General features: G+C 51.4%; 13 protein-coding genes. 3 read left to right on the top strand and 10 right to left on the bottom strand.

What is annotated here, in order from left to right; genetic code table 11:
- Positions 1-23 precede the first annotated feature (23 nt).
- The 8 genes from J4864_RS07895 to J4864_RS07930 form a co-directional block, all read right to left on the bottom strand.
- Positions 24-1,034: a 4-hydroxy-3-methylbut-2-enyl diphosphate reductase gene (locus J4864_RS07895; protein WP_211815215.1), complete on the bottom strand. Its 1,011-nt coding sequence runs from the start codon at positions 1,032-1,034 to the stop codon at positions 24-26.
- A gap of 146 nt (positions 1,035-1,180) precedes the next feature.
- Entirely contained in the window at positions 1,181-6,727 is a 5,547-nt protein-coding gene (locus J4864_RS07900) for an alpha-2-macroglobulin family protein (protein ID WP_211815216.1), read from the bottom strand.
- Positions 6,728-6,956: 229 nt separating this feature from the next.
- Complete coding sequence (locus tag J4864_RS07905) at positions 6,957-8,348, bottom strand: 5-methylcytosine restriction system specificity protein McrC (protein WP_211815217.1); 1,392 nt, start codon at positions 8,346-8,348, stop codon at positions 6,957-6,959.
- Positions 8,341-9,909 carry an McrB family protein gene (locus J4864_RS07910; RefSeq protein WP_211815218.1) on the bottom strand — a complete coding sequence of 523 codons (1,569 nt, stop codon included), beginning with the start codon at positions 9,907-9,909 and terminating at the stop codon, positions 8,341-8,343. Before J4864_RS07910 ends, J4864_RS07905 begins: the two co-directional genes overlap by 8 nt.
- A gap of 1,068 nt (positions 9,910-10,977) precedes the next feature.
- Positions 10,978-11,595, bottom strand: coding sequence for a radical SAM protein (locus J4864_RS07915; protein ID WP_211815219.1), 618 nt, complete (start codon positions 11,593-11,595; stop codon positions 10,978-10,980).
- Positions 11,580-12,275 (bottom strand): membrane receptor RagA, encoded by a 696-nt coding sequence (locus tag J4864_RS07920; RefSeq protein ID WP_246479511.1) that lies wholly within the window; start codon positions 12,273-12,275, stop codon positions 11,580-11,582. Before J4864_RS07920 ends, J4864_RS07915 begins: the two co-directional genes overlap by 16 nt.
- A gap of 21 nt (positions 12,276-12,296) precedes the next feature.
- Positions 12,297-12,989 carry a carboxypeptidase-like regulatory domain-containing protein gene (locus J4864_RS07925; protein ID WP_211815220.1) on the bottom strand — a complete coding sequence of 231 codons (693 nt, stop codon included), beginning with the start codon at positions 12,987-12,989 and terminating at the stop codon, positions 12,297-12,299.
- A 263-nt stretch (positions 12,990-13,252) separates the two neighbouring features.
- A complete protein-coding gene (locus tag J4864_RS07930; RefSeq protein WP_211815221.1) occupies positions 13,253-14,719 on the bottom strand; it encodes an SLC13 family permease in 1,467 nt (488 codons plus the stop codon).
- A gap of 123 nt (positions 14,720-14,842) precedes the next feature.
- Here J4864_RS07930 and J4864_RS07935 point away from each other — a divergent pair, with 123 nt between their 5' ends.
- Entirely contained in the window at positions 14,843-15,964 is a 1,122-nt protein-coding gene (locus J4864_RS07935) for an ABC transporter substrate-binding protein (RefSeq protein ID WP_211815222.1), read from the top strand.
- A gap of 35 nt (positions 15,965-15,999) precedes the next feature.
- Positions 16,000-17,010 carry an iron chelate uptake ABC transporter family permease subunit gene (locus J4864_RS07940; RefSeq protein WP_211815223.1) on the top strand — a complete coding sequence of 337 codons (1,011 nt, stop codon included), beginning with the start codon at positions 16,000-16,002 and terminating at the stop codon, positions 17,008-17,010.
- Between the two features lie 147 nt (positions 17,011-17,157).
- On the opposite strand, the gene J4864_RS07945 is transcribed toward J4864_RS07940, so the two are convergent.
- Entirely contained in the window at positions 17,158-17,937 is a 780-nt protein-coding gene (locus J4864_RS07945) for a porin family protein (RefSeq protein WP_211815224.1), read from the bottom strand.
- Positions 17,938-17,997: 60 nt separating this feature from the next.
- A complete protein-coding gene (locus tag J4864_RS07950; protein ID WP_211815225.1) occupies positions 17,998-19,116 on the bottom strand; it encodes a PCMD domain-containing protein in 1,119 nt (372 codons plus the stop codon).
- A gap of 263 nt (positions 19,117-19,379) precedes the next feature.
- Here J4864_RS07950 and J4864_RS07955 point away from each other — a divergent pair, with 263 nt between their 5' ends.
- Complete coding sequence (locus J4864_RS07955) at positions 19,380-20,087, top strand: SDR family NAD(P)-dependent oxidoreductase (RefSeq protein WP_211815226.1); 708 nt, start codon at positions 19,380-19,382, stop codon at positions 20,085-20,087.
- Positions 20,088-20,601 lie beyond the last annotated feature (514 nt).

Genomic DNA, 20,601 nt, shown 5'->3' on the forward strand with positions numbered 1-20,601 from the left:
AAACAGAGAGTACCTGCAAAAGGCTACCCTCTGTGCCGGAGAATCTCGTCGCGACATTCTTCCATCAGCCACTTGGGAGTACTCGTAGCACCACAGATGCCTACCGTCTGCACTCCCTCAAACCAGCTCATGTCTATTTCATCTGCACTTTCCACCTGGTGTGCATTCGGATTGACGCTCAGGCATTCATGGAAAAGCACCTTGCCGTTCGAACTCTTCCGTCCTGCCACGAAGAGTATCAGATCGTGACGGGCCGCAAAGCTGGATATATTCGGCATGCGGTTCGCCACCTGCCGGCAGATGGTATCGAAACTCTGGAATTTCGCATTCGGAGAAATGTGCTGCTGGATGTAGTCAATGATTCTGTGGAACTCATCCAGACTCTTCGTCGTCTGCGAATAAAGATAGATGTCATGATTGAAATCCAATGTCTTCACATCTTCAAACTTCTCTATCACAATGGCATGGCTGTGCGTCTGGCCCACGAGACCGAGGACTTCTGCATGGCCGTTCTTCCCGAAGATGACGATGGAAGCCTCGTCCCCCGCCTCGCTCTGGATGGAACGAGGTGAAGAGGATCTGTCCTGTCCGCCGTCCATCTGACGGACTTCAGGAGACGGGGCCTCATCCGTCCGGCTGTCCGACGAACCGTCTGCCGTTCCGCTTACCCATGAACCGCCTGAAGACGGCTGCCGTTTCTCATACTGGGTTTTGATGCGTCGCTGGAGCGCAAGGACGACAGGACAGGTGGCATCGATAATCTCAATGTTGTTACGTCTGGCAAGTTCGTAGGTCTCCGGCGGTTCTCCATGCGCACGCAGCAGGACCTTTACGTCATGGAGGTCGCGGAGCTGGTCATGATTGATCGTGATCAGCCCTTTCTTCGTCAGGCGTTCCACCTCCATGCTGTTATGCACGATGTCGCCCAGACAATAAAGTTTCGTACCTTTTGCCAGTTCTTCCTCGGCTTTTTTGATGGCAGTGGTCACACCGAAGCAGAAGCCACTGCCATCATCTATCTCTATTTGAAGCATAGGTTGATTTCAGGAGTTAAAGAAGTTAAAGGAGTTAAAAGAGCTAAGAGCGTCAAAGCCGGATGTGTCGTCGACGGCACATGGTGAGAAAGGGGCAGAAGCTTCATGCCGACTCTTCCGTCCTATCTGCCATAATCCGGCATCTGTCACTTCCCGACCGTCAACTGCAAGGCGCCGGTACGGCCGCCGTACTCAGGGGCATAAGCACACTGCACCGTACACGTCCCTGTCTGATAGACCCCGGCACGGTCGATATAGTATTCCGTCTCCACAACGTGTTTACCTTTTCTCATACAGTCAAAGTAATAATTCGTGGTGTAATCCTTCGGTGCGATGTAATAGCCCCAATGATAACCACTCAACTGACTGACCGGCTCAAGGCAGGCGGCCCGCTTATCGATGACCTGTACGAAGTCGTAATCACGGTCGGCCGTTATCGTCAGCCGGATACGCACCCTGTCGCCTACTTTCAGGACTTCTCCGTTCTCGGTCCGGGCACTGTCTCCCAGCACCTCACGTTTCACTTTCAGCCCGGCTGACGCATCGGCAATCTCCGCCGAAGGCTGGAAGAACTGTGCATAGACGGCTCCCCAGCTTGTCCCGGTGCTACTCTTGTCGACCGTAAGTTCATGACGGGCAGACGCATCGTAAGCGACAGGTTCCGTCGCCCTGACATACCCGAGTCCGGCCGTCGGCTGCGGCATCTGCAGCGATTTCCCATCCAGCATCAGCCGTGCCTTTTCTCCATTCTGCATCAGCCAGTCGCCATTGTCCATGAATGCCCAGATGGCATTCACCGAGTTCAACGGCGTATCCCAGGCCTGTGTACGTTTCTCCTGCAAGAGCCAGCGCTGCATCTCTGCAAGCGTCTTCCCGTCAGCAGGCGTAATCGTCTTTACGGCTTCAATCGCAGCCACCTCCGTCGGAATCCTGTAGTCTCGCCAGCTGTAATAAGCGTGTTTCGTATCAAAGTAACGCCCCATTTCCTCCGTATAGACCGTGTACTCCTTGATGCTCTGCAGATATTCACGTGCTTTTTCCACCTTATTGTATTGCTGAAGAATCACCGCTGTATTCGCCTTGCCGTAGATCGTCAGGTCTGCCGGTTTCTTCGTCAGCCGGTCGAGAAGGTAATTTATGTCGGCTGTCGTCTTATCCCGTGAGACCAATGCGTGTGTGTAAAGATAATCACACAGCTCGTCTGTCGGGAACAGGGTCGTATCATGCTTCTTCTCATCACGTTTCATCTCTGCCACACGCTTTGCCACCTCCCTGTCCATATAGCGGAAGGAGGCATTGATGATTGCGGACACTTCGGCCGAATTGTCCGTAAGATGCTGTAAACGTGCAAGGGTCTTCGTAACCGCCACTGTCATATAAAGACTGCCGTCCATGCCCGGCCACCATGAGAAAGAGCCGTCAGGATTCTGCAGTTTCTTCAGATTGTCCAATATCGTCGAAAGACCATGCTGCAGCTGATTCTCGTCAAAGAAGCGGACAAGCATCTGCTTCTGTTCACGTTCGCTGGAAGCATCCATTATCCATGGTGTTTCGTTCAGGGCCAATGACTTCAGCTCCTGATTCTTCTCCAGCGCCGACATCATAGAGGTCTCCTTCCCCGTCTCTTTCTTCCATTGCTCTATCGTCCGTCTGATATTGGGTGAGGTCTCGACAATCTGCTTGCCCAGCCGGTTGGCATAGTAAGCGGACACCAGACTGACGGCATCCTTGCTGTCCGTCTTTGCAACGTACGGTAAGGCCTGGATCATCAGCCAGTTCGGATTATTGGTGTATTCGACCGTCAGCTTCTGACCCGAGCTGTTCTTCGGAAAGAGCCTGCCTACATCTATCGTCTTCACCCCGGCCTCATGCTGTGTGAACGGACAGGTGTTCGTAACGTATTCCCGGTTCTGGAGCATGGGCAGATAATGCTGTTCTCCATCGGAGAAGCCATCGCCCTCGACCGTGAAGCGGGCGACGAGCAGAGCCTGGTCAGCCCTCAGCCTCCCTGCATCCTTCGCCAGCAGGGAACCCAGGTTATACGTCGCCGAGACACTGCCCTGCGCTTTCAGCACGACCGGCCTGCTGTCTGTCAGGAGCACCTTATCCGTCTCCGGATCAATGATTTCAATCTTCGCATCCGCACTGACCGGCTTCTCCGACTGATTGAACAGGCGTGCCGAGATCATCGCTTCGTCACCGACACGGACAAAACGGGGCATGTTGGGCTGGACCATCAGCGTCTTCTGTGCCACGGCCTCATCCGTGAGCAGACCGCTGTTCATGTCCACATCATGCGCCAGTCCGAGGAAACGCCATGTGGTAAGGCTCTCCGGGAGCGTGAACTTAAAGCTGACATTGCCTTTACCGTCCGTATGCAGCTGCGGATAGAAGAAAGCCGTCTCATTCAGATTCTCACGCAGGGAGACCTTCCCCTTCTTTGTTTCTTCATCTTTTTTGATGACCGGAGCCGTGTACTTGACTGTCGCCCTGCTTTCATTTTTGGCAGGCATCTGCTCGGCACAACAGAACACCTTGCTTTCACAAGCGACGCTATCAGCCATGCCCTTTGACACTGCCGCCCGTGACAGAACCATGTTTTCCCGGGGAGAAAAGGCCATGGCTACCACCTCGTCAAGCTCAAAACAGGAAAAGAAACTGCCGTCAAACTCCGAGAAGGAAAGTTCCGGAACGGTCTTGGTCTTTGCAGAAGCAGCGGCAGAGAGGTATAAAGACCTGCCATAGTCTGATGCCCAGAAGGTACTCAGATAGTCGCGGCCGAATGCCGGAGACAGGCTCAAGGCATGGGAGACGATCTCGTCCAGGCTCTTGTCATAGAGCGTCGCCATCAGCTGTGCGTCCGCCGCCTTTCCGTCAGGCCGGCTGACCGTCACCGTCCATTCTTCCTGCTGTCCCGGGACAAGTCGGTTACGGAACGACCGCCACTTCACGATCAGCCGCTTGTCAGGGAGCGGCCGGAAGATGCTCTCCTCATGACTGTACAGCACACCGTTCTTCACCCAAGCGTAATTGAGGATTATGCCATCGCCATATTCCTCCTTATAGACCAGTTTACGTGTCTGTATATGATTGTCCTGATCGAAAGCTCCCGACTCGATTATCCTGTCGCCTGCATAGATGGAATAAACCACGTGCTGCTTCTCATCACTCGACCCCACCTGCAAGTAGACCGGCCCGCCATTGCGCGGGAAGTTGCGGCTGCTCAGATAGAACCAGTCATGTGTCTCAATGACAGGACGCTTGTCCTCCATCGAGAAGATGCAGAAATCGGTGTCCACCGTGTCCGTCCCGCAGACGGCATGCAGCCTGTAAGCTCCCGATGCCATCCGCCCTATCGGCACCGCCTCGTTGGCCTTGGCGGTTGCATAATGGGCATAGGTGTACCGGCTTTCATCCTTCTGCTGCGGTACGATTGCGTATCTTACGGTACCTTCCACAGCCTGTCCGGCTGCATTGACATAATCGAATCTGATGGTCTTCAGGCTGTCACGCAGGTTCTTTTCAGGAAGGGTACACATCAGCGCGGTTTCCTTTGTCCCCAAAGGCAGTGAGGCTGAACCGTCCCGGGTCTCGCCTGCCGCATCCGTTACCGATGCTTCCACTTCGAAGACATAGAAGCGGGAACGGCCCGTATGTCCCTTCTTCTGCTCCTTCGCCGCTCCCTTGGGCAATGTGAGGGGAACCGTCAGGAAAAAGTCGCCCTGCTCGTCTGTCACGACATCCTCCGTCTTGACCTCCCCGGTGGCATCACCGTCATTCCACCACCAGAGGGGCAGGCGGCGCATAACCGTATAATGTACCTTAGCCCCCGGCACAGGCACACCGGCGAAGCTCCTGGCATGGCCTTTCAGCCTGATGGTATCGCCGAAGGCGTACTTGTCCTTATAGTCGTCGATGCTTACTGCAAAAGACGGCCGCTTGTACTCCTCGACACGGAACCGCTTTGATGCCTGCGAACCACAGTCGGCGACAATATAGTAAGAGCCTGTCAGACCGCCTGACGGGAGTTCAAAGTCTGCCGCGGCAGTGCCGAATCGGTCGGTCGTCACCATCTTGCGGCCGACTTCCTTTCCATTGGCATCACGCACGACAAGGTCAAAGGACCTGCCCTCCTCGGCCTTCGTCTTGAAACCGGACTTGATCATCTGATAGACAATTGCAGAGGCATGCAGCGTCTGACCGGGGCGATAGATGCCTCTGTCCGTATAGACCTCCGCCACGAGTCCGCCTTGCGAAGACTTGTAGAAACGGTATCGGCTATACATACTCGATGAAGGACAGGCCTTGTCTCCGGCCGTGCAGACATATACATCCGGTTCGGAATATTCCGTTGTCAGAAAGGCCTCTCCGTTCTTGTCGGTCGTCAAAGTCTTCGTCACCGGCTGCCGGCCATATCTCCTGTCGAAAGTCAGCCGGAGGGTCGCACCGGCCACCGGCTGCCCCTCCCCGGCATCGACGACAACATAACGTGACCTGTTTCTCGGCTGCCGTTCGGTCATTACAAAGAGGTTGGTAACATAATAGAGTACATACTCCGACTGCAACCGTCTGTCCGTGCTCTCCACCTGTACCAGATAGACACCCAGCGGCAATGCGGGCATCTGAAAAGAGTCTTTAAAGTTCTCGTAGTCTTTGTGCGGCTCGTATGTCCGCCGGATGGTCTGTTTCGTAGAAGGCAGCAGCGCAGCCTTTATCTTTTGCAAGTCAGAGGCGTCGGCAACGGAAAGACCGTGATTCCCATTCAGCGTCGTACGTGTCACTGTCAGCGTTATACCGGTCAGGTTACGGATTTCAAGTGAGACCTCGTTGGCGTGTTCAGACGGTGTCACACAGTGTCTCTGGACTCTGACATCAAACTTCGATGCCGTCAGCTCCCTGCGTGCATTGCGCAATGCCTCGATCCCTTTCCAAGTACCCCAACGGGCGAGTGCCTTGTCTATAAAGGCGATGCGATCTTCGGCGGGCGTGTCCTCGTCCATGGCTTCGTACCGTGCCACGGCCACTTCTCCGCAGATCGGCAGGTCACCATAGACCTGCATGACCGAATCAAGCCGGGCGGAACTCCGCTCTTCATCTTCTTCAGCAGCCAGCATTGCCGTATAGCAGGCAGCCTCTCTGTTGCCGTGTGCCGCATAATACCGGCTCAGCCGGCCATAGTCTCCCGCCTGCATGCCCATGACATGCAGCAGGTCGTTGTTGAAGATGCCGTCATCCTTTCCGCTTACGACCAGCGGCTTAAAATCCTCCGCTTTCCGGCCTGCCAGCAGCGACGGATCGGCAAGAGCCTTCTGGAAATACTGTTCGGCATCAGGCCTGCCCGTCTCTTTTGAGACCGCCCCCAGAATGCAGTTGCAGACCGCCGCCAGCACTTCATCCTTGCCCTCGGCTTCCTTTGCCAGCATCTTCAACCTGTCGAACTCCACCTCCAATGAGTCCGGTGAAATCTGCGTCCGCAATTCCGCCGACTGCAGCGTGGCCGCCAGCAACTGGCCGTAGACCTTCTCACGGCGCGCCTTCCGCTCAATCTTACCCAGCAGGACGATCTGCGTCTTAGGCAGGTCTTTCCGGCGTGCCTGTTCCACCTGCTTCCATAAAGCATCGAAACTCTGTGCTGACATCGTCATAGGAAACAACAATATGATCAACGATAAAACGACAAACGCTTTCTTCATACATTCTTTCTTTTAGTAATTGCAAAGATAATGCTTTTCAAATAGAATAACGAAAGGGAAACTCTATATATTGCTTCCACAGCATAAATTCCTGCAAGAAATCCAAGTGCCTGATAAACAAAGTTCTCAAAACACTTGGATATGTCGGAAACTTCACCTATCTTCGTGCTGCGAACATAAAAGGCAAAATGAACTGGCGACAAGCCAAAAAAGTGCTTGCGCTCTGATGTCATCTGGTGGTTAATGATTCTTTCAACCTGCTCTCTGACAGATTTATACCTTGAAGAAAATCCTTCCAGTTATCAGCCTTTTGAGGTATCTTAAACGGAATGACAGACAGAATACCACCCATATCTCCCTTATATTCAAGTCCTTTACCTGCAAGTTTGAATCTTGTTACTTTTCGATCAGAGTCATCAGGATAGACATAACCACCGTAAGGCTTGTCCATACAATACATATACGACACAACCTGATAAAGGTCCTCACGCCCCACACTCCTATTTAAATGCTTATACTTGGCATCCAGAATATAGTCTTCACTGTAAAAGTCAGGATAGATACGCCTGCCATTGCTATCAAAACTGTCCTCATCTGTTGGATTGGCAAACATCCTTATACCTCCCTTTCCTTCCTTGTTTCTCGGATGTGTGAATCCTATCTTAGAAAGTACGGTGTTCAGATATTCTTCCCATAGCCAAGCTGCATCAAACAGTATTCCGTATACCTTGTCTTCACTTCTGCCATACTTGAGCGACCCATGCTTTAGAATTCTTATACACAACTGCTGAAGCATCTGATAATTTAGGAAATACGGATGAACCTTTGGTTTCCTGTTTTCATTTAAGACACGCTCTCTGTTATGCCTGTCATAGCTTGGTGTTACCATAACGATTTGGGCAACATTGTCTATCGTTTCTTGGTCGTTTCTTAAAATTTCAGCACCGATAGGATTTTGCTTTATATACTCTATTGTATGTCTGATAAGCTGCGTAACAGAGTTGTCATAACTATATTCACGTAGCTTATAGCTAACACGCCCCTTAAAAGGGATGTCATTTCTGATAAAGTGCGAAATGTCAACGGTTCCTTTCACTCTTGCATCATCATAATATCTGTGTTGATACTCCTTATATAGTCCTTGTGACAAAGCCTTTTTCAGCAGAACAGGAAACAGAAAGAGCAGGAAGTCAAGTGCTTTATCTTGCTTATTTGTCGTGTGTTTAAGGTCTAACAAATTGATTGATAACACCTTCTGAAGCATGTAATAAAGGAAGAAGTCTTTTCCTTCATCGTCAGCAACGCCTTGTTTATTCTTATGGGTAAATCTGGAATGAATGCTGACAGAAGTCTCATTCATCCCGATAAAACCCATAAGGTTTCCTGTATGTACCTTTAGTGAAAGGCATTTCCCATCCTTGTCATAGTTATGATGAGACGTGTTCAATATCGGTAAATCACCGATACTATCGTTCGATTCTGCAAGCGAATAAGGGAAAACCAAAAGGTCAGGATTGTCCCGTAGGTTGCCGATATTGGCAATCTTCAGAATATCAAGCACCCCATCATCAATATAGGAACCCTCTGTGTTATTATCTGTAAGATGAATAATCCTACCCATCGTTATCCACCTTTATGATCCTACCACCCGTTTGGCTGTATGTACTCTTCAGTTGAAAAGCCTCATAAAGCTGATGCAGACTTTCTTGTGCATCAGGGAAGCCACGAAGATACTCGAACAACAAACCATAAATATGGTTTTTCCACAGGCTCTCCCAAGATTCGGGGGCAATTGAATTATCATCTTTCAGATAGTTCTTCAGTTTTAAGAAGTAAGCTGCACCAATCTGATAAGCACTTGAAAGCCCTTGGATAGAGAGGATACATAGATTCAGATTTTCCAATCGCTTTATGATTTCATCAGATGCCTTGCCAAGAGTTTTATCATTGCGAATCATATTAAGACGGTCAGAAGCTAACACCTCCTTGAAAGCAAAGCGACGACGCATAGCGAAATCCATACATTCTACACTGCGGTCAATATCATTCATCGTACCAATGATATAGACATTCTCTGGAATATAGAAGAAGTCCGTATCGCCGAACCTCTTTTGAGTTTCGTCCACTGAATTTTTCCACAGGTTATGGTATTGTGTCTTGACCTTTCCTTTTACTCCTCTGTAGCCGGGGTCGATGCTAAAGAAAAGCTCTCCGAAAATCTTTGAAAGCTCACCTCTATTAATCTCGTCAATGACAAAGACATACTTTGGCGTATCTTGTTTATCCTCCACCTCGTTATATGCCTTTAAAGCCTTTCTGCAAAAAGCCATAAAAATGCCGTCCTCACGCCTGAAGGAAATGTTTCCTTTTCCGTCATCTACAGGGCGTAAGCCTTCCACGAAGTCCGTATAGTCATAAGAAGGATGGAACTGTACAAAATCATACTGCTCATCCATTATACTCTTCTGTGCCGGATCTCTTTCATCATAAATATCATTAAGTATAATCTGAGCAGCCAATTCTTTTGTCCAATAGGTCTTACCTGTACCAGGGGCACCTGTAAAAATAACATTTCTATTCGCAAGGATTGTGTTTATAATGTCGTTATTCTCAAGAAGCTTTGTTTTGCTTTCTGTATCACGGTAATACTTAGAAACTGCTTTATAGTATTCGCTTGTCCCTCGGTGAAACTCCTTTATTTCGTTCATAAAATAATCGTAGAATTTAATGAGTTCACTGTTTGGCTGGTCACTATTGTCATACAAACCAAGCTTATCAAGCGATTCTGCCTTAACAACCTTATAGTCTATAGGCTTCTTCCACCAGTATGAAAAACCTATACTAACCCCACTAATCTGATCGTCACTCCATTGAGCAAAAATATTAATACCAGTTCGTATCCAGTTCAAATAACATTTTCTTGACTGGTAAGAACCAAAATTAGGTTGAACATTAATACATAGCTGCTTACCATCTATCATTTCCCAGTCTTTAATCTGGTTTTGGATTGCCCCACCATTATAACCTTGTCCTGTCTGTACAAAGTTTCCCTTATCCTCATAAGGTTTAATATATTGAGCATATCCAGTAATGTCCTGAGATTTACCAGACTGCATATAATTTAAATGTGCAACAAAGTACTCTAAAATCTTTTTAAACTTTAAGATTGATTCTGTATCCATAGGTCTTTATAAAATATATTTCAAAAACTTTTTAAGTTGATTGCAAAAATACAAAAACTTTTTCCTTTTACATTAATTCCGCAGCATGAAATCCTTTAAGTAACCCAAGTGCCTGATAAACATAATTCTCAAAACACTTGGAAATGTCAGAATTTTCACTTGTCGTAGTGCTACGAACATAAAAAGCAAGCAAAAGCCTTACGCACTTGCAGGGTATGACTGTCCAAAAACAGGTGGCCTTAAAAGGAGGATAAACTACAGGATAAAATGCAGAAAAGGCAAATTGATACAATGCCTGTCCATCAGCATGTCTTTCCGCCTTCTACAAACAATTTATTCCCATATCATCGGTGTTTGTAAATTGTTTTCATGAAAGCCAAGCTGACACATGCTCTTCTGGCTTCTAAAAGATGCCTGATTGACTTGCAATGGATACCCTTTTGAAGTCTAACTAACGTCCTTTTGAAGTCCAATCAAGCACCTTTTACGAACGACTTGACAACCAATTGATTAACTGCTGGTTACAAACCTGCTTTTTGCATGCGTTTTTTATATTTACAGATGATTCGTCTGAATTTATGTAATGGTTTTTCAAAATCCTATCTGTATCTCAATGTATTAAAATGAAAAGGTCTTTGTATCGGAGGATGATCATGGAACAGGCAGTTGACAGCCTTGGCCATTTTTTTGTTTCATGGATCACCGCGGTTCTTCCGTTAAAGCTATACGAAAAGCATCCACGCATTGAACGGAAGAATCATCCATTGTTTCCGGGGGCCGTGCCAAAAGTCCACAGGCGGCAGGAACCGGCCTTCTTTCATCCATTCGCCGGCGGCACAAGCCTCTTCTTTCACGGCAAAAACCGGCAATCCAAGCAAAAGACTGTAAGCGTATATGTCCTCAGCACAAATGGCGTCCACCGCCAGCACAACCGGTGTTCACCGCCAGCACGATGCGTGACGGGCATCAACACATTTGCCGAAAAGGCCGGATCACCCCTGTCGCTATACAATCGGACAAGACATCCGATGGAGATCCTGTACGGGAAATGTCGGACGGACGGCAATATCATACCAGATAGGTGAACTGGTCAAAACGTGCAAAGCCCAGGGCTTCCAACCGCCGCCGACCCGACAGACGGGTCGCCTCAGTATTATAACCCGGTATCAAAGGCAAGCGTACAATGACCTTGTCAGCATTTCCATTCGCCGACAGCCACTCGAGATTACGGAGCACCTGTGCATTGTCCTTGCCGGTATAAGCGTTATAGATGGCAGGGGTGAGGTCTTTAATGTCTATATACCACGTCTGGATCAATGCCGCAACCGATTCAATATTTTCAAGCGGGACATTGAGCGACGTCTCTACCGTCAGGCGCCATTCCGGGTTCATGATTCCGGAGAAAGTCCTGATGAACTCCGGATATAAAAGCGGTTCGCCGCCTCCAAAACAGATACCGCCACCTGTCGCCACAAAGTAAAGGTCATCGATCTCCACCTCGCTGTACAGCTCGCCCGGTGTCAGCCTGCGCCACACGCCCCCGGCCTGCAGACATTGAGGGTTCAGGCAGTACCGGCAACGGAGCGGACAACCATGGAAAGCGACCAGGGTCGTCACTCCCACTCCGTCTGTGCCGATCCTGTGCCGGTTGACGGCTATAAAAGGTGCGGTTATTTCCGACTGCATTTCTCTTTGTGCGACCTGGGGGTCTTTTTTTCAGTTTCTTCCGAAAGAAGCGAATCTGGCACAGCCTTCCCTAACTCATACCATTTAGGTAACAGATAGACCATTACTCCATGGGATTCCTTCAAGGTACTGACGGGCAATTCACTGTCCAGATAAGAAGCTGATCCGGAAAAGACAAGCGTGTCATTGCAGCCGACGCGCAAAGAAAAGCGTCCATCCTCCCCCAACACGACAGCTTCTGCATCTCCCAACCTACGGACAACGGCATGGCAGACGGGCTTATCCGCATACTTGTCCCTCACCTGGCCATTGATCACGACCGAATGCTGCATATCTTCCGTAAGTGCTTCCACCACCTCAACTCTCTCTCCTTGGAGCGACACATCCATTCCATTCTGTACGCTGTCGGACTTCGGCAGCCTGCTGCATGCGGCAAAAGGGGCGATTGCGACACAGGCCCCTGCCGCCAGACCGGCTACCTTTATGTTCCAGCCTTTGCTCATCCGCACTTTCAGCTGCGCCTCCAAGTAACGGATTTCCTGTTCACAGGCAGGACAGGTGCCTGTGCAGTCGCCTTCGAAATGGCACTCGCCCGGCTGATAGCTGATGCCGTTTGCATCTGCGATCTTCCGCCGGATACTCTTCAGAATCTTACAGGTAATCTTTCCTTTCTTCATCATACATCCTTAAGACAACGGGATTTACGGTCGGTTCTTCTCTTCATGCGACTTCGGCCGGTGACCCTGCCGGTTATAAACATCATCAAAAACCGGTTCTCCAACGACGACTATGCCCAGCAGGCTTTCATCTTCCTCAAGAGCGATGATGTTGCCGGGGGAATGCAGGAGCTTTCCGGCGAGAATCGTTTTCTTCTTATAGCCGACAAAGGAAACCGTCAAGGAGGCATCGGGCGACATCCTCAAGGAGAACAGGCCTTCCATGTCGGTTACCGTCCCCCGACCTGTACCCTCTATCAAGACAGAAGCACCCGGCAAAGGTTCCTTGTTCGCTTTGTCTATGACCTTTCCACATATCAGTACCGAATCTGTACGGTCATCTGACCGCACTCCTGCGTTTACAGCATCTTTCTCCGCTGTGATGACCCGCCCGTCGGGCATCCCCTGAGGATCTGTATTCTGCGCAGCGGCCATCATAGGCATGACCGCCGCACAGATGCCAGCAGCGACACCGGCTATTTTCGTGCTGATCCCGCTGTCCTTATTCGCTTTCAACTGCCCCTCAATGTAGCGCAGTTCCTCTTCACAGACAGGGCAGGTACCTGTGCAGCCGCTTTCATGATGACACTCGGCAGGCTGATAACTGATGCCGTTTGCCTCCGCTATCTTCTTCCGGATACCTTTGAGTATCTTACAGATTTCTTTCCCTTTTCCCATAATCAGCTCTTTATAAGTCTACTCTGTAACAGCTGTCTGCAAAATTACTGAATTAAAACGAGACGGACACAGGACAGCTGCCTTTTCATCCTGTTCACCATGTCTGAAGAATCTATATGGAAACAGCCATACCCCAGCAGACCGTGCTTTGATATGGTTGTTTCTGTTGACTCCGGAAAGACACGCTCCGGACAAGGCGCAATAACGTCACCGCAGAGAGAGCAGCAGCTCACAAGGAGAAAGCTGTCCTCCTGACGGGACTCCTATCCGAGGAAATGCAGCTGTCCGATGAAAGACAGCAGGATATAACCCAGAATAAGTGAGATAATACCGCAGGTAAGTCCGACCTTGAGCATATCGTTCTGCTTGACCAGCCCCGTAGAGTAAGCGATGGCATTCGGCGGGGTCGAGATCGGAAGACACATCGCCGTAGAAGCCGCAATGGCAATGCCGATGAGGATGGTACTTGTACCGCCGATGCCGCCCAGTTTATTACCCATACCGCGGCATACCACGGCAAGAATCGGCACAAGGAGCGCCGCCGTCGCCGTGTTGGAGATGAAGTTGGACAGGAAGTAACAGATCAGACCGGAGATAGCGAGGATAACGATAGGACTCCATTCTCCGAACGGAATGCTCTCAATGGCCGCATCCGCCAGGCCCGAACCGTTCATGCCCAGTCCGATGGCAAAACCGCCGGCTACCATCCAGATGACACTCCAGTTGATTTCCTGCATATCCTTTGCCGTAATGACACCTGTGATGGCAAAGAGCCCCATCGGAATCATCGAGACGGTGTTGGTATCAATGCCTGTCACGCTCTTCGGAATCACCCACAACAGGATGGTAATGATGAACGTGATGATCACCACCCACATACGCCATCCACGATGCACCTCGCCGTCGATCTTCAGATGGATGGTCTTCTGCGTGAACGGGAAGAAATGCAGGATGATCCTCCATGACAGCAGCAGCAGCAGAATGACGAGCGGGAACATGAAGGCCATCCAGTGCATGAAGTCGATGTTCATGTTCAGTCCTTCCGGGTCATTAAGGTACTTCAGCGCGATAAGATTCGGCGGCGTGCCGATAGGCGTCCCCATACCGCCGAGGTTGGCCGCAACAGGTATGGACATTGTCAGGGCGATGCGTCCTTTTCCGTTGGCAGGGAGTGCGGCGAAGACCGGTGCCAGGAAAGTAAGCATGAGCGCTGCCGTCGCCGTGTTAGAGATGAACATCGAGAAGAGTCCTGTGATGAGCAGGAATCCCAGAAGCACATTCTCACTCTTCTGCCCGAAAGGCCTGATGAGGTTGCGTGCCAGAAGCGTGTCGAGCCCCGACTTGGAGGCTGCTATCGCCAGAACAAATCCGGCAAGGAAGAGCATAATGATCGGATCGGCAAAAGATGCCATGATCTCCTTTGAGTCAAGGAGGTCACCGATACCGTCATGCTTGAAGATGCCAAAAGCGTTCTTTGACACCGTAACACACATGATGGTCATGATACTCAGAGAAGTCGCCCAGGCGGGGATACACTCCGTCAGCCACGACAAGGTGGCGAACACAAAGATTGCGATAATGCGTTGTTGTACTACGGTCAGCCCATCAATACCGAAAATGTCTGTGGGCAGATTCCATACGATGGCCGTCACCACGAGGATTGCCAGAAGTTCCCAGACTTTCTTCATCTCGATGTGGCTGCTAAGGGCGTTAGACTTTTCTTCTGCCATGGTGTTAGTTGTTTAGATTAAAATCAGATCGTTAGTAAATATGGCGGCTAAAGTATAAAAAAGATTTCTAACACGCAAGCAAATCACTCCTTTTTTGTAATTTTGCACCTAAATCCATCATTCATGCATCACTTATCAGCATTTATCCTTGCTTTGCTGCTGTTCGCATCCTGCGGAAGTCCACATGACAAAACAGCCCGGAAGAAAGAGAAAGGAGCGAAGACGGAACTCCGCTATGCCCGGAACATTTCCATCGAACGGACAGGCGGGTACATTGCGGTCCGGCTGTTGAACCCCTGGAAAAAGAACACCCTTCTGCATACCTATTATCTGGTGAACCGCAACTCGAGGGCGGCGGTTCCCGACGACGGCACAAAGATAACCGTCCCGCTCCGGAGAAGCGTGGTCTTCACGACCGCCCATGCCAGTCTGCTGGAGATGCTGCATGCACAGAAAGCCATCGCCGGCGTGGCCGACCTGAAATACATGCTTATTCCCGACATACAGAACCGTACACGGAAGGGGGGGGACATCCGGGACTGTGGGAACGCCATGCAGCCCGACATTGAACGGATCATCGACCTGCATGCCGATGCCCTCCTGCTTTCACCCTTCGAGAACAGCGGAGGCCATGGCCGTCTGGAAGAGACTGGCGTGCCCGTCATCGAGTGTGCCGACTATATGGAGGCTTCCGCCCTGGGACGTGCCGAATGGATGAAGTTCTACGGCCTGCTCTACGGAAAAGAGAAGGAGGCAGACTCGTTGTTCAGCCTCGTAGAACGGAACTACAAGGCTCTGAGCAGAAAGGCGAAAACAAGCAGGACAAAACGCAGCATCCTCCCCGACAGGAAAGTGGGAGCCGTGTGGTATCTTCCAGGCGGGAAGAGCAGCGTAGGGCTATTGTACAAGGATGCGCAGGGCGGCTATGCCTATTCGGACGACACGCACAGCGGCAGCATCTCAATGCCTTTCGAGACTATCCTTGACAAGTTCGGACAGAGCGACTTCTGGGTATTGTGCTACAACGGGGACTTCAGCCGCAGGAAGCTGCTGGCAGAGTACCAGGGCTATGCCGCATTGAAGCCTTACCGGACGGAAGAAATCTACGGCTGCAAAGTGGACAGCGTGCCTTACTTCGAGGAAGTAAGCTGGCGACCCGACCGGCTGCTGGCCGACCTGATACAGCTTTTCCATCCCGACCTGCACATCGCCCCCATGCGCTATTACAGGAAACTGAAAGACTGAGACGGAACGTGAACACACACTGACGGTTTTAGACAATGAGACGTAGCATCTGCATCTTTATCATCCTGACGGCGGGCACCGTCCTGCTGTTCGGGCTGAACCTGACGGTCGGATCCGTCCGGATACCGTTTCCCGATGTGCTGGAGATACTGTCCGGACAATATACGGGAAAAGACAGCTGGCGGTATATCATTTGGGAGAGCCGGCTTCCACAGGCACTGACGGCCATGCTGTGCGGCAGTTCACTGGCAACCTGCGGCCTGCTGCTGCAGACGGCGTTCCGCAACCCGCTGGCAGGACCGGATGTGTTCGGCATCAGCGCCGGAGCCGGACTGGGGGTGGCACTGGTCATGCTGCTGCTGGGCGGTACGCTGTCGACCGCGCTGTTCTCCGTCTCCGGATTCCTTGCCATCCTCACGGCCGCCTTCATCGGGGCGACCGGCGTGACGGCGCTTATCCTGTTCCTGTCTACCCTGATACGCAGCAGCATTCTGCTGCTGATCGTAGGACTGATGGTGGGCTACGTCTCTTCCTCCGCCGTCTCCCTGCTGAATTTCTTTGCTTCGGAAGACGGCATACGGAGCTATACGATATGGGGAATGGGAAACTTCGGAGGTGTCTCAATGTCTCACATGGCACCCTTTTCCGCCCTTTGTCTGTCAGGTGTCTTGCTCTCGTTCTTCCTGACCAAACCGCTGAACATCCTGCTCTTAGGGCCGCAATATGCCGAGAGCCTGGGCGTGAGCGTCCGCCGGGTCCGCAATATCCTATTGCTCATCGTCGGACTTCTTACCGCTGCGACGACGGCCTTCTGCGGTCCTGTATCGTTCATCGGACTGGCCATACCGCACGTGGCCCGTCTGCTGTTCCGTACCGGAAACCATCAGACACTCCTACCCGGGACAGTCCTCTGCGGAGCCGTCATCGCTCTGCTGTGCAACCTTATCTGCTCCCTCCCGGGCGAACAGGGCATCCTCCCGCTCAATGCCGTGACACCGCTCATCGGGGCACCTGTCATAATATATGTGATCCTGAGGCAGCCCTGAGACCGTCTCTGCCGCCTCCTGCCCGCTCCACAGTGCCCGCCCTCCTGCCGGAAAGCAGCGGGCGCACGGGGGAGGCAAGCCCTGCCATGACAGGCTGCACAGCGGTTCTTTCCGATCCTTCTCCCTGCTCAACGGAGAGGAACAGCGTCAGAAGCGATACCCGAAGCCAAGCTTCAGATAGACGGGATAGAGATTGAAACTGACCGTCTTGAAACTGCTTTCAAAGATGTTGCTGAAAGCCCATGTAAGGTCGGCATTCACCGTGAAATGACTGAAGGCGCACCATGTTGCCCCCAGCTGGCCGCCCCACTGGAAATGGCGCAGGTGAGAGGAGAAGTCATAAGGGGCGCTGCTCCCGTCATCAAAAGTCAGCTTCTCACCGACAGGCGTACCCTCACGGAGATAGCCGTCGCTCACATATCCGGAGAAATCGCCGTCCAGCTTGACGGACGAGAACAGTCCCGCACGGAGCTTCCACCGGTCATTGACACGGTAGTCTGCCAGCAGCGGCACAGTGAGCAGCGTCGTGTTATAATCAGTCTTCACATAGCCCGTCCAATATCCGGCTACACGACTGCCCTCGTAGACGATCTCCGTACTGTAATTCTTCACCGTCGCCCCAGTCAGCATGCCTTTCTCTTCAATCCGCAGACCGGCAGACAGTCCCCATCTCCGGTTCCGGCCCAGCCACCTGGTCACAGTCCCCTCGAACGTTCCATTGAACTTCGGACTGTAACTGTTGATCTCCCGTACCTCCACAGGCAAAGGCAACGGCGATGCGCCGCCGATGTTCACACCGGCCTTTACCTCGTATTCCCATCCGTTATGTTCTACCGACTGCAATGCCGGTGTGCGATCCGTCTGCGCCCGACCGGACAGTACACAGCCCCATGCCGCTATGGCGACGATTATGTTCGTATGTCTCATCTGCTTATTTTTCACCTTATTATATTATACGTATTCCGAAAACGGCACACGGCCCTCCATCTACTCTGAGAACAGCTTGAGTTCGTCAACATACAGCGTGCTGCCCACCGCCCCGTTGAAAGCGGCTCCATCCTTGCTGGACGACATGATGATGGCAAGACTGTACTTCCCCTGCCGCAGCTTTTCCGGATCTACCGACCGGCCTCCTACGGCTTTGAAAGGAATGGAGAAGCGTGTCCACTCGTCGGTCTCCCGCCCCTCTTTCAGCTGTGCCAGCAGGACGATCCGGTCGCTCGTCAGCGAGTTCGTTCCATCGAGGTAATCCACCCCGTCTCCCGTTTCAAACAATACGGCATAGACGGCAAGGCTGTCTTTCCGGCCGGCAATCTTATTCAGATGCTTGTCTGTAAACGTCGGTCCGGCCTTGTACTTGTAGTACCCCACAAGTTCCTTCGGCTTCTTGCGGAAAGGAACGCCGAAGCGGGTGGACTTCGCCGGATTCGAGAAGTTTAGCTCGAAGGTGCCGGTAAACAGGTTGCCGGCGGCGATAGGAGTCCCCAGCAAAGCAAAAGCAGCCGTACTCACAGTCTGCAGCTTCGCGCATTTTCCTTTGTATCCGTCTTCCTCCTGGCAGGTCGGATACTTGTCGGCAGTCGCTCCATTGGCAGCAAACAGGAAGCCGGAGTTGCCGCTTCCCCACTCGAACTCATGACCGTCCGACGTCTTGTCTACGAGAATGTGAAACAGCTTCTGGACAGGGGCTGCAGGATTCCAGGTGTCTCTGTACTCGTACCATTTCATGTTGTCGAAGTGGTACTCGGTAGCCACGTCGTCCGACACGAATGATACCTTATAGGTCTTCTTCCACCGCCCATCCTGCGATGTCACCGTATAGCTCTGCGGTCGGGTGAAGTCTCTCTCTGTGCCGCTTGCCGGCTCTATCGTCGCCCCGTCCGTCGTCTTGAACTTCGGGGAAAGACGATCCAGTTCCTGCCACCCATTGACATAAAAAAGCACCTCGTTGTTCGTGACGACTGGTTTGCGGATAAGCGTTACACCCTCCACCGACACGTCGGTGATGTCGGCTTCGGCGTTCAAAGCCTCTTCCCTGATGCAGGACGACAGCATGAGCCCTGCCATCAGGACAAGAAGGGCAAGACGTATGGATTCTTTTTTCATTACATTCAGTTTTATTCATATATACTTCAATCCGTCTGCAAAGGTAAAGAAAAAAACGCTTTATGCAAATTTTCCCCGGACATTTCAGCCCGCGACGTACGGGGAACTGAATGGGAAAAACCGAAAGTACAGAGAACCGCCAGGGAGAATATCCGTGGCGCAGGCGGGTTATTCAAAACAAAACAGTACCTTTGTACCCGGAACATCCCATGCCGACATGGCAACAGGGGTTTCCGAAAAAACTTATAAAGAAACAGACAACTATGGGAAAAGCTTTAGTGACGGGTGCAAACAAGGGAATCGGTTATGGAATCAGTAAATTCCTGGGCAGAAGCGGATGGCAGATCATCATCGGCGCACGCAGCCGTCAGCGTGCGGAGAAAGCCATGAAAACGCTGAGGGAGGAAGGAGCGGAGGTCATCGGCTGGCAGCACGTCGACCTGTCGGACAATGCAAGTCTGGAACAGACCGCCAGGGAGGTAAAGGAGAAACATCCCGATCTGGAACTCCTCGTCAACAATGCCGGGATTCCCGGCGACATGGAGGTTCCCAGCTACCGGACCGAGCTCCGGGATGCAGCAGAGACGATACAGGTGAACTACCTCGGGACATTCGCTCTGACCCAGACCCTCATCCCCCTGCTGGCGGCGAACAGAGGGCGGATTGTAAACATCACAGTACCCTCGGAAGTGAGTCCGTACTGGCATCCGATGGCTTATGTGGCAAGCAAAGCGGCACAGAATGCCATGACCGGCATCATGGCAATGGAATTTGAGAAGAACAACATCCCTGTCGAAATCTTCGACGTCCATCCGGGAGCCACCACGACCGACCTGAACAACCATTATACCGGACCGGGGGCGCACTCCGTGGATGTCGTCGGTGAGAAAATCGCCGCTGTAATCAATGACGGGAAGAAACACCAGGGCGAATTCATCGAACTGTATCCGATCGTGGATGAGGGACGGTAGCCTTGCTGTCCATGAAATGGGGCAAGGCAGACAAGCCATACGGCAATCTGTCTCCTTTTCGGTTCTTCCGCTAAATGCGTAGATTGGAAGAAGAACAAAGGCTTATGCGCCTGCAGGGTATGACTGCCCAGAATCAGACGGCTTTGCAAAGGAGGATAAACTACAAGACAAAATGCAGAAAAGGCGAAATTGATACGAAGCCCGTCCATCAGCATGTCTTTCCGTCTTCCACAGACAGCTTATTCCCACATCATCGGTGTTTGTAAACTGTTTTCATGCAACGCAAAGCAACACATGCCCTTCTGGCTTCTAAAAGATGCCTGATTGACTTGCAACAGGTGCCCTTTCAGCGCATTACCAACGCCCTTTTGAAGTCCAATCAGGCACCTTTTTGAACGGTTTGACAACCAATTGACTGACTGCTGGTTACGGACTTGCTTTTTTGCGCATGTTTGTATATCCGCAGATGATTTGTTTGGAATTATGTAATGGTTTTTCAAAATCCTGTCTGTAT

It is taken from the genome of Prevotella multiformis (assembly GCF_018127985.1).
GTDB lineage: Bacteria > Bacteroidota > Bacteroidia > Bacteroidales > Bacteroidaceae > Prevotella > Prevotella multiformis.

What these genes read in the sequence shown, in the direction of transcription:
- J4864_RS07895 (WP_211815215.1), bottom strand. Translation starts at nt 1,034, where the DNA reads ATGCTTCAAATAGAGATAGATGATGGCAGTGGCTTCTGCTTCGGTGTG.
- J4864_RS07900 (WP_211815216.1), bottom strand. Translation starts at nt 6,727, where the DNA reads ATGAAGAAAGCGTTTGTCGTTTTATCGTTGATCATATTGTTGTTTCCT.
- J4864_RS07905 (WP_211815217.1), bottom strand. Translation starts at nt 8,348, where the DNA reads ATGGGTAGGATTATTCATCTTACAGATAATAACACAGAGGGTTCCTAT.
- J4864_RS07910 (WP_211815218.1), bottom strand. Translation starts at nt 9,909, where the DNA reads ATGGATACAGAATCAATCTTAAAGTTTAAAAAGATTTTAGAGTACTTT.
- J4864_RS07915 (WP_211815219.1), bottom strand. Translation starts at nt 11,595, where the DNA reads ATGCAGTCGGAAATAACCGCACCTTTTATAGCCGTCAACCGGCACAGG.
- J4864_RS07920 (WP_246479511.1), bottom strand. Translation starts at nt 12,275, where the DNA reads ATGATGAAGAAAGGAAAGATTACCTGTAAGATTCTGAAGAGTATCCGG.
- J4864_RS07925 (WP_211815220.1), bottom strand. Translation starts at nt 12,989, where the DNA reads ATGGGAAAAGGGAAAGAAATCTGTAAGATACTCAAAGGTATCCGGAAG.
- J4864_RS07930 (WP_211815221.1), bottom strand. Translation starts at nt 14,719, where the DNA reads ATGGCAGAAGAAAAGTCTAACGCCCTTAGCAGCCACATCGAGATGAAG.
- J4864_RS07935 (WP_211815222.1), top strand. Translation starts at nt 14,843, where the DNA reads ATGCATCACTTATCAGCATTTATCCTTGCTTTGCTGCTGTTCGCATCC.
- J4864_RS07940 (WP_211815223.1), top strand. Translation starts at nt 16,000, where the DNA reads ATGAGACGTAGCATCTGCATCTTTATCATCCTGACGGCGGGCACCGTC.
- J4864_RS07945 (WP_211815224.1), bottom strand. Translation starts at nt 17,937, where the DNA reads ATGAGACATACGAACATAATCGTCGCCATAGCGGCATGGGGCTGTGTA.
- J4864_RS07950 (WP_211815225.1), bottom strand. Translation starts at nt 19,116, where the DNA reads ATGAAAAAAGAATCCATACGTCTTGCCCTTCTTGTCCTGATGGCAGGG.
- J4864_RS07955 (WP_211815226.1), top strand. Translation starts at nt 19,380, where the DNA reads ATGGGAAAAGCTTTAGTGACGGGTGCAAACAAGGGAATCGGTTATGGA.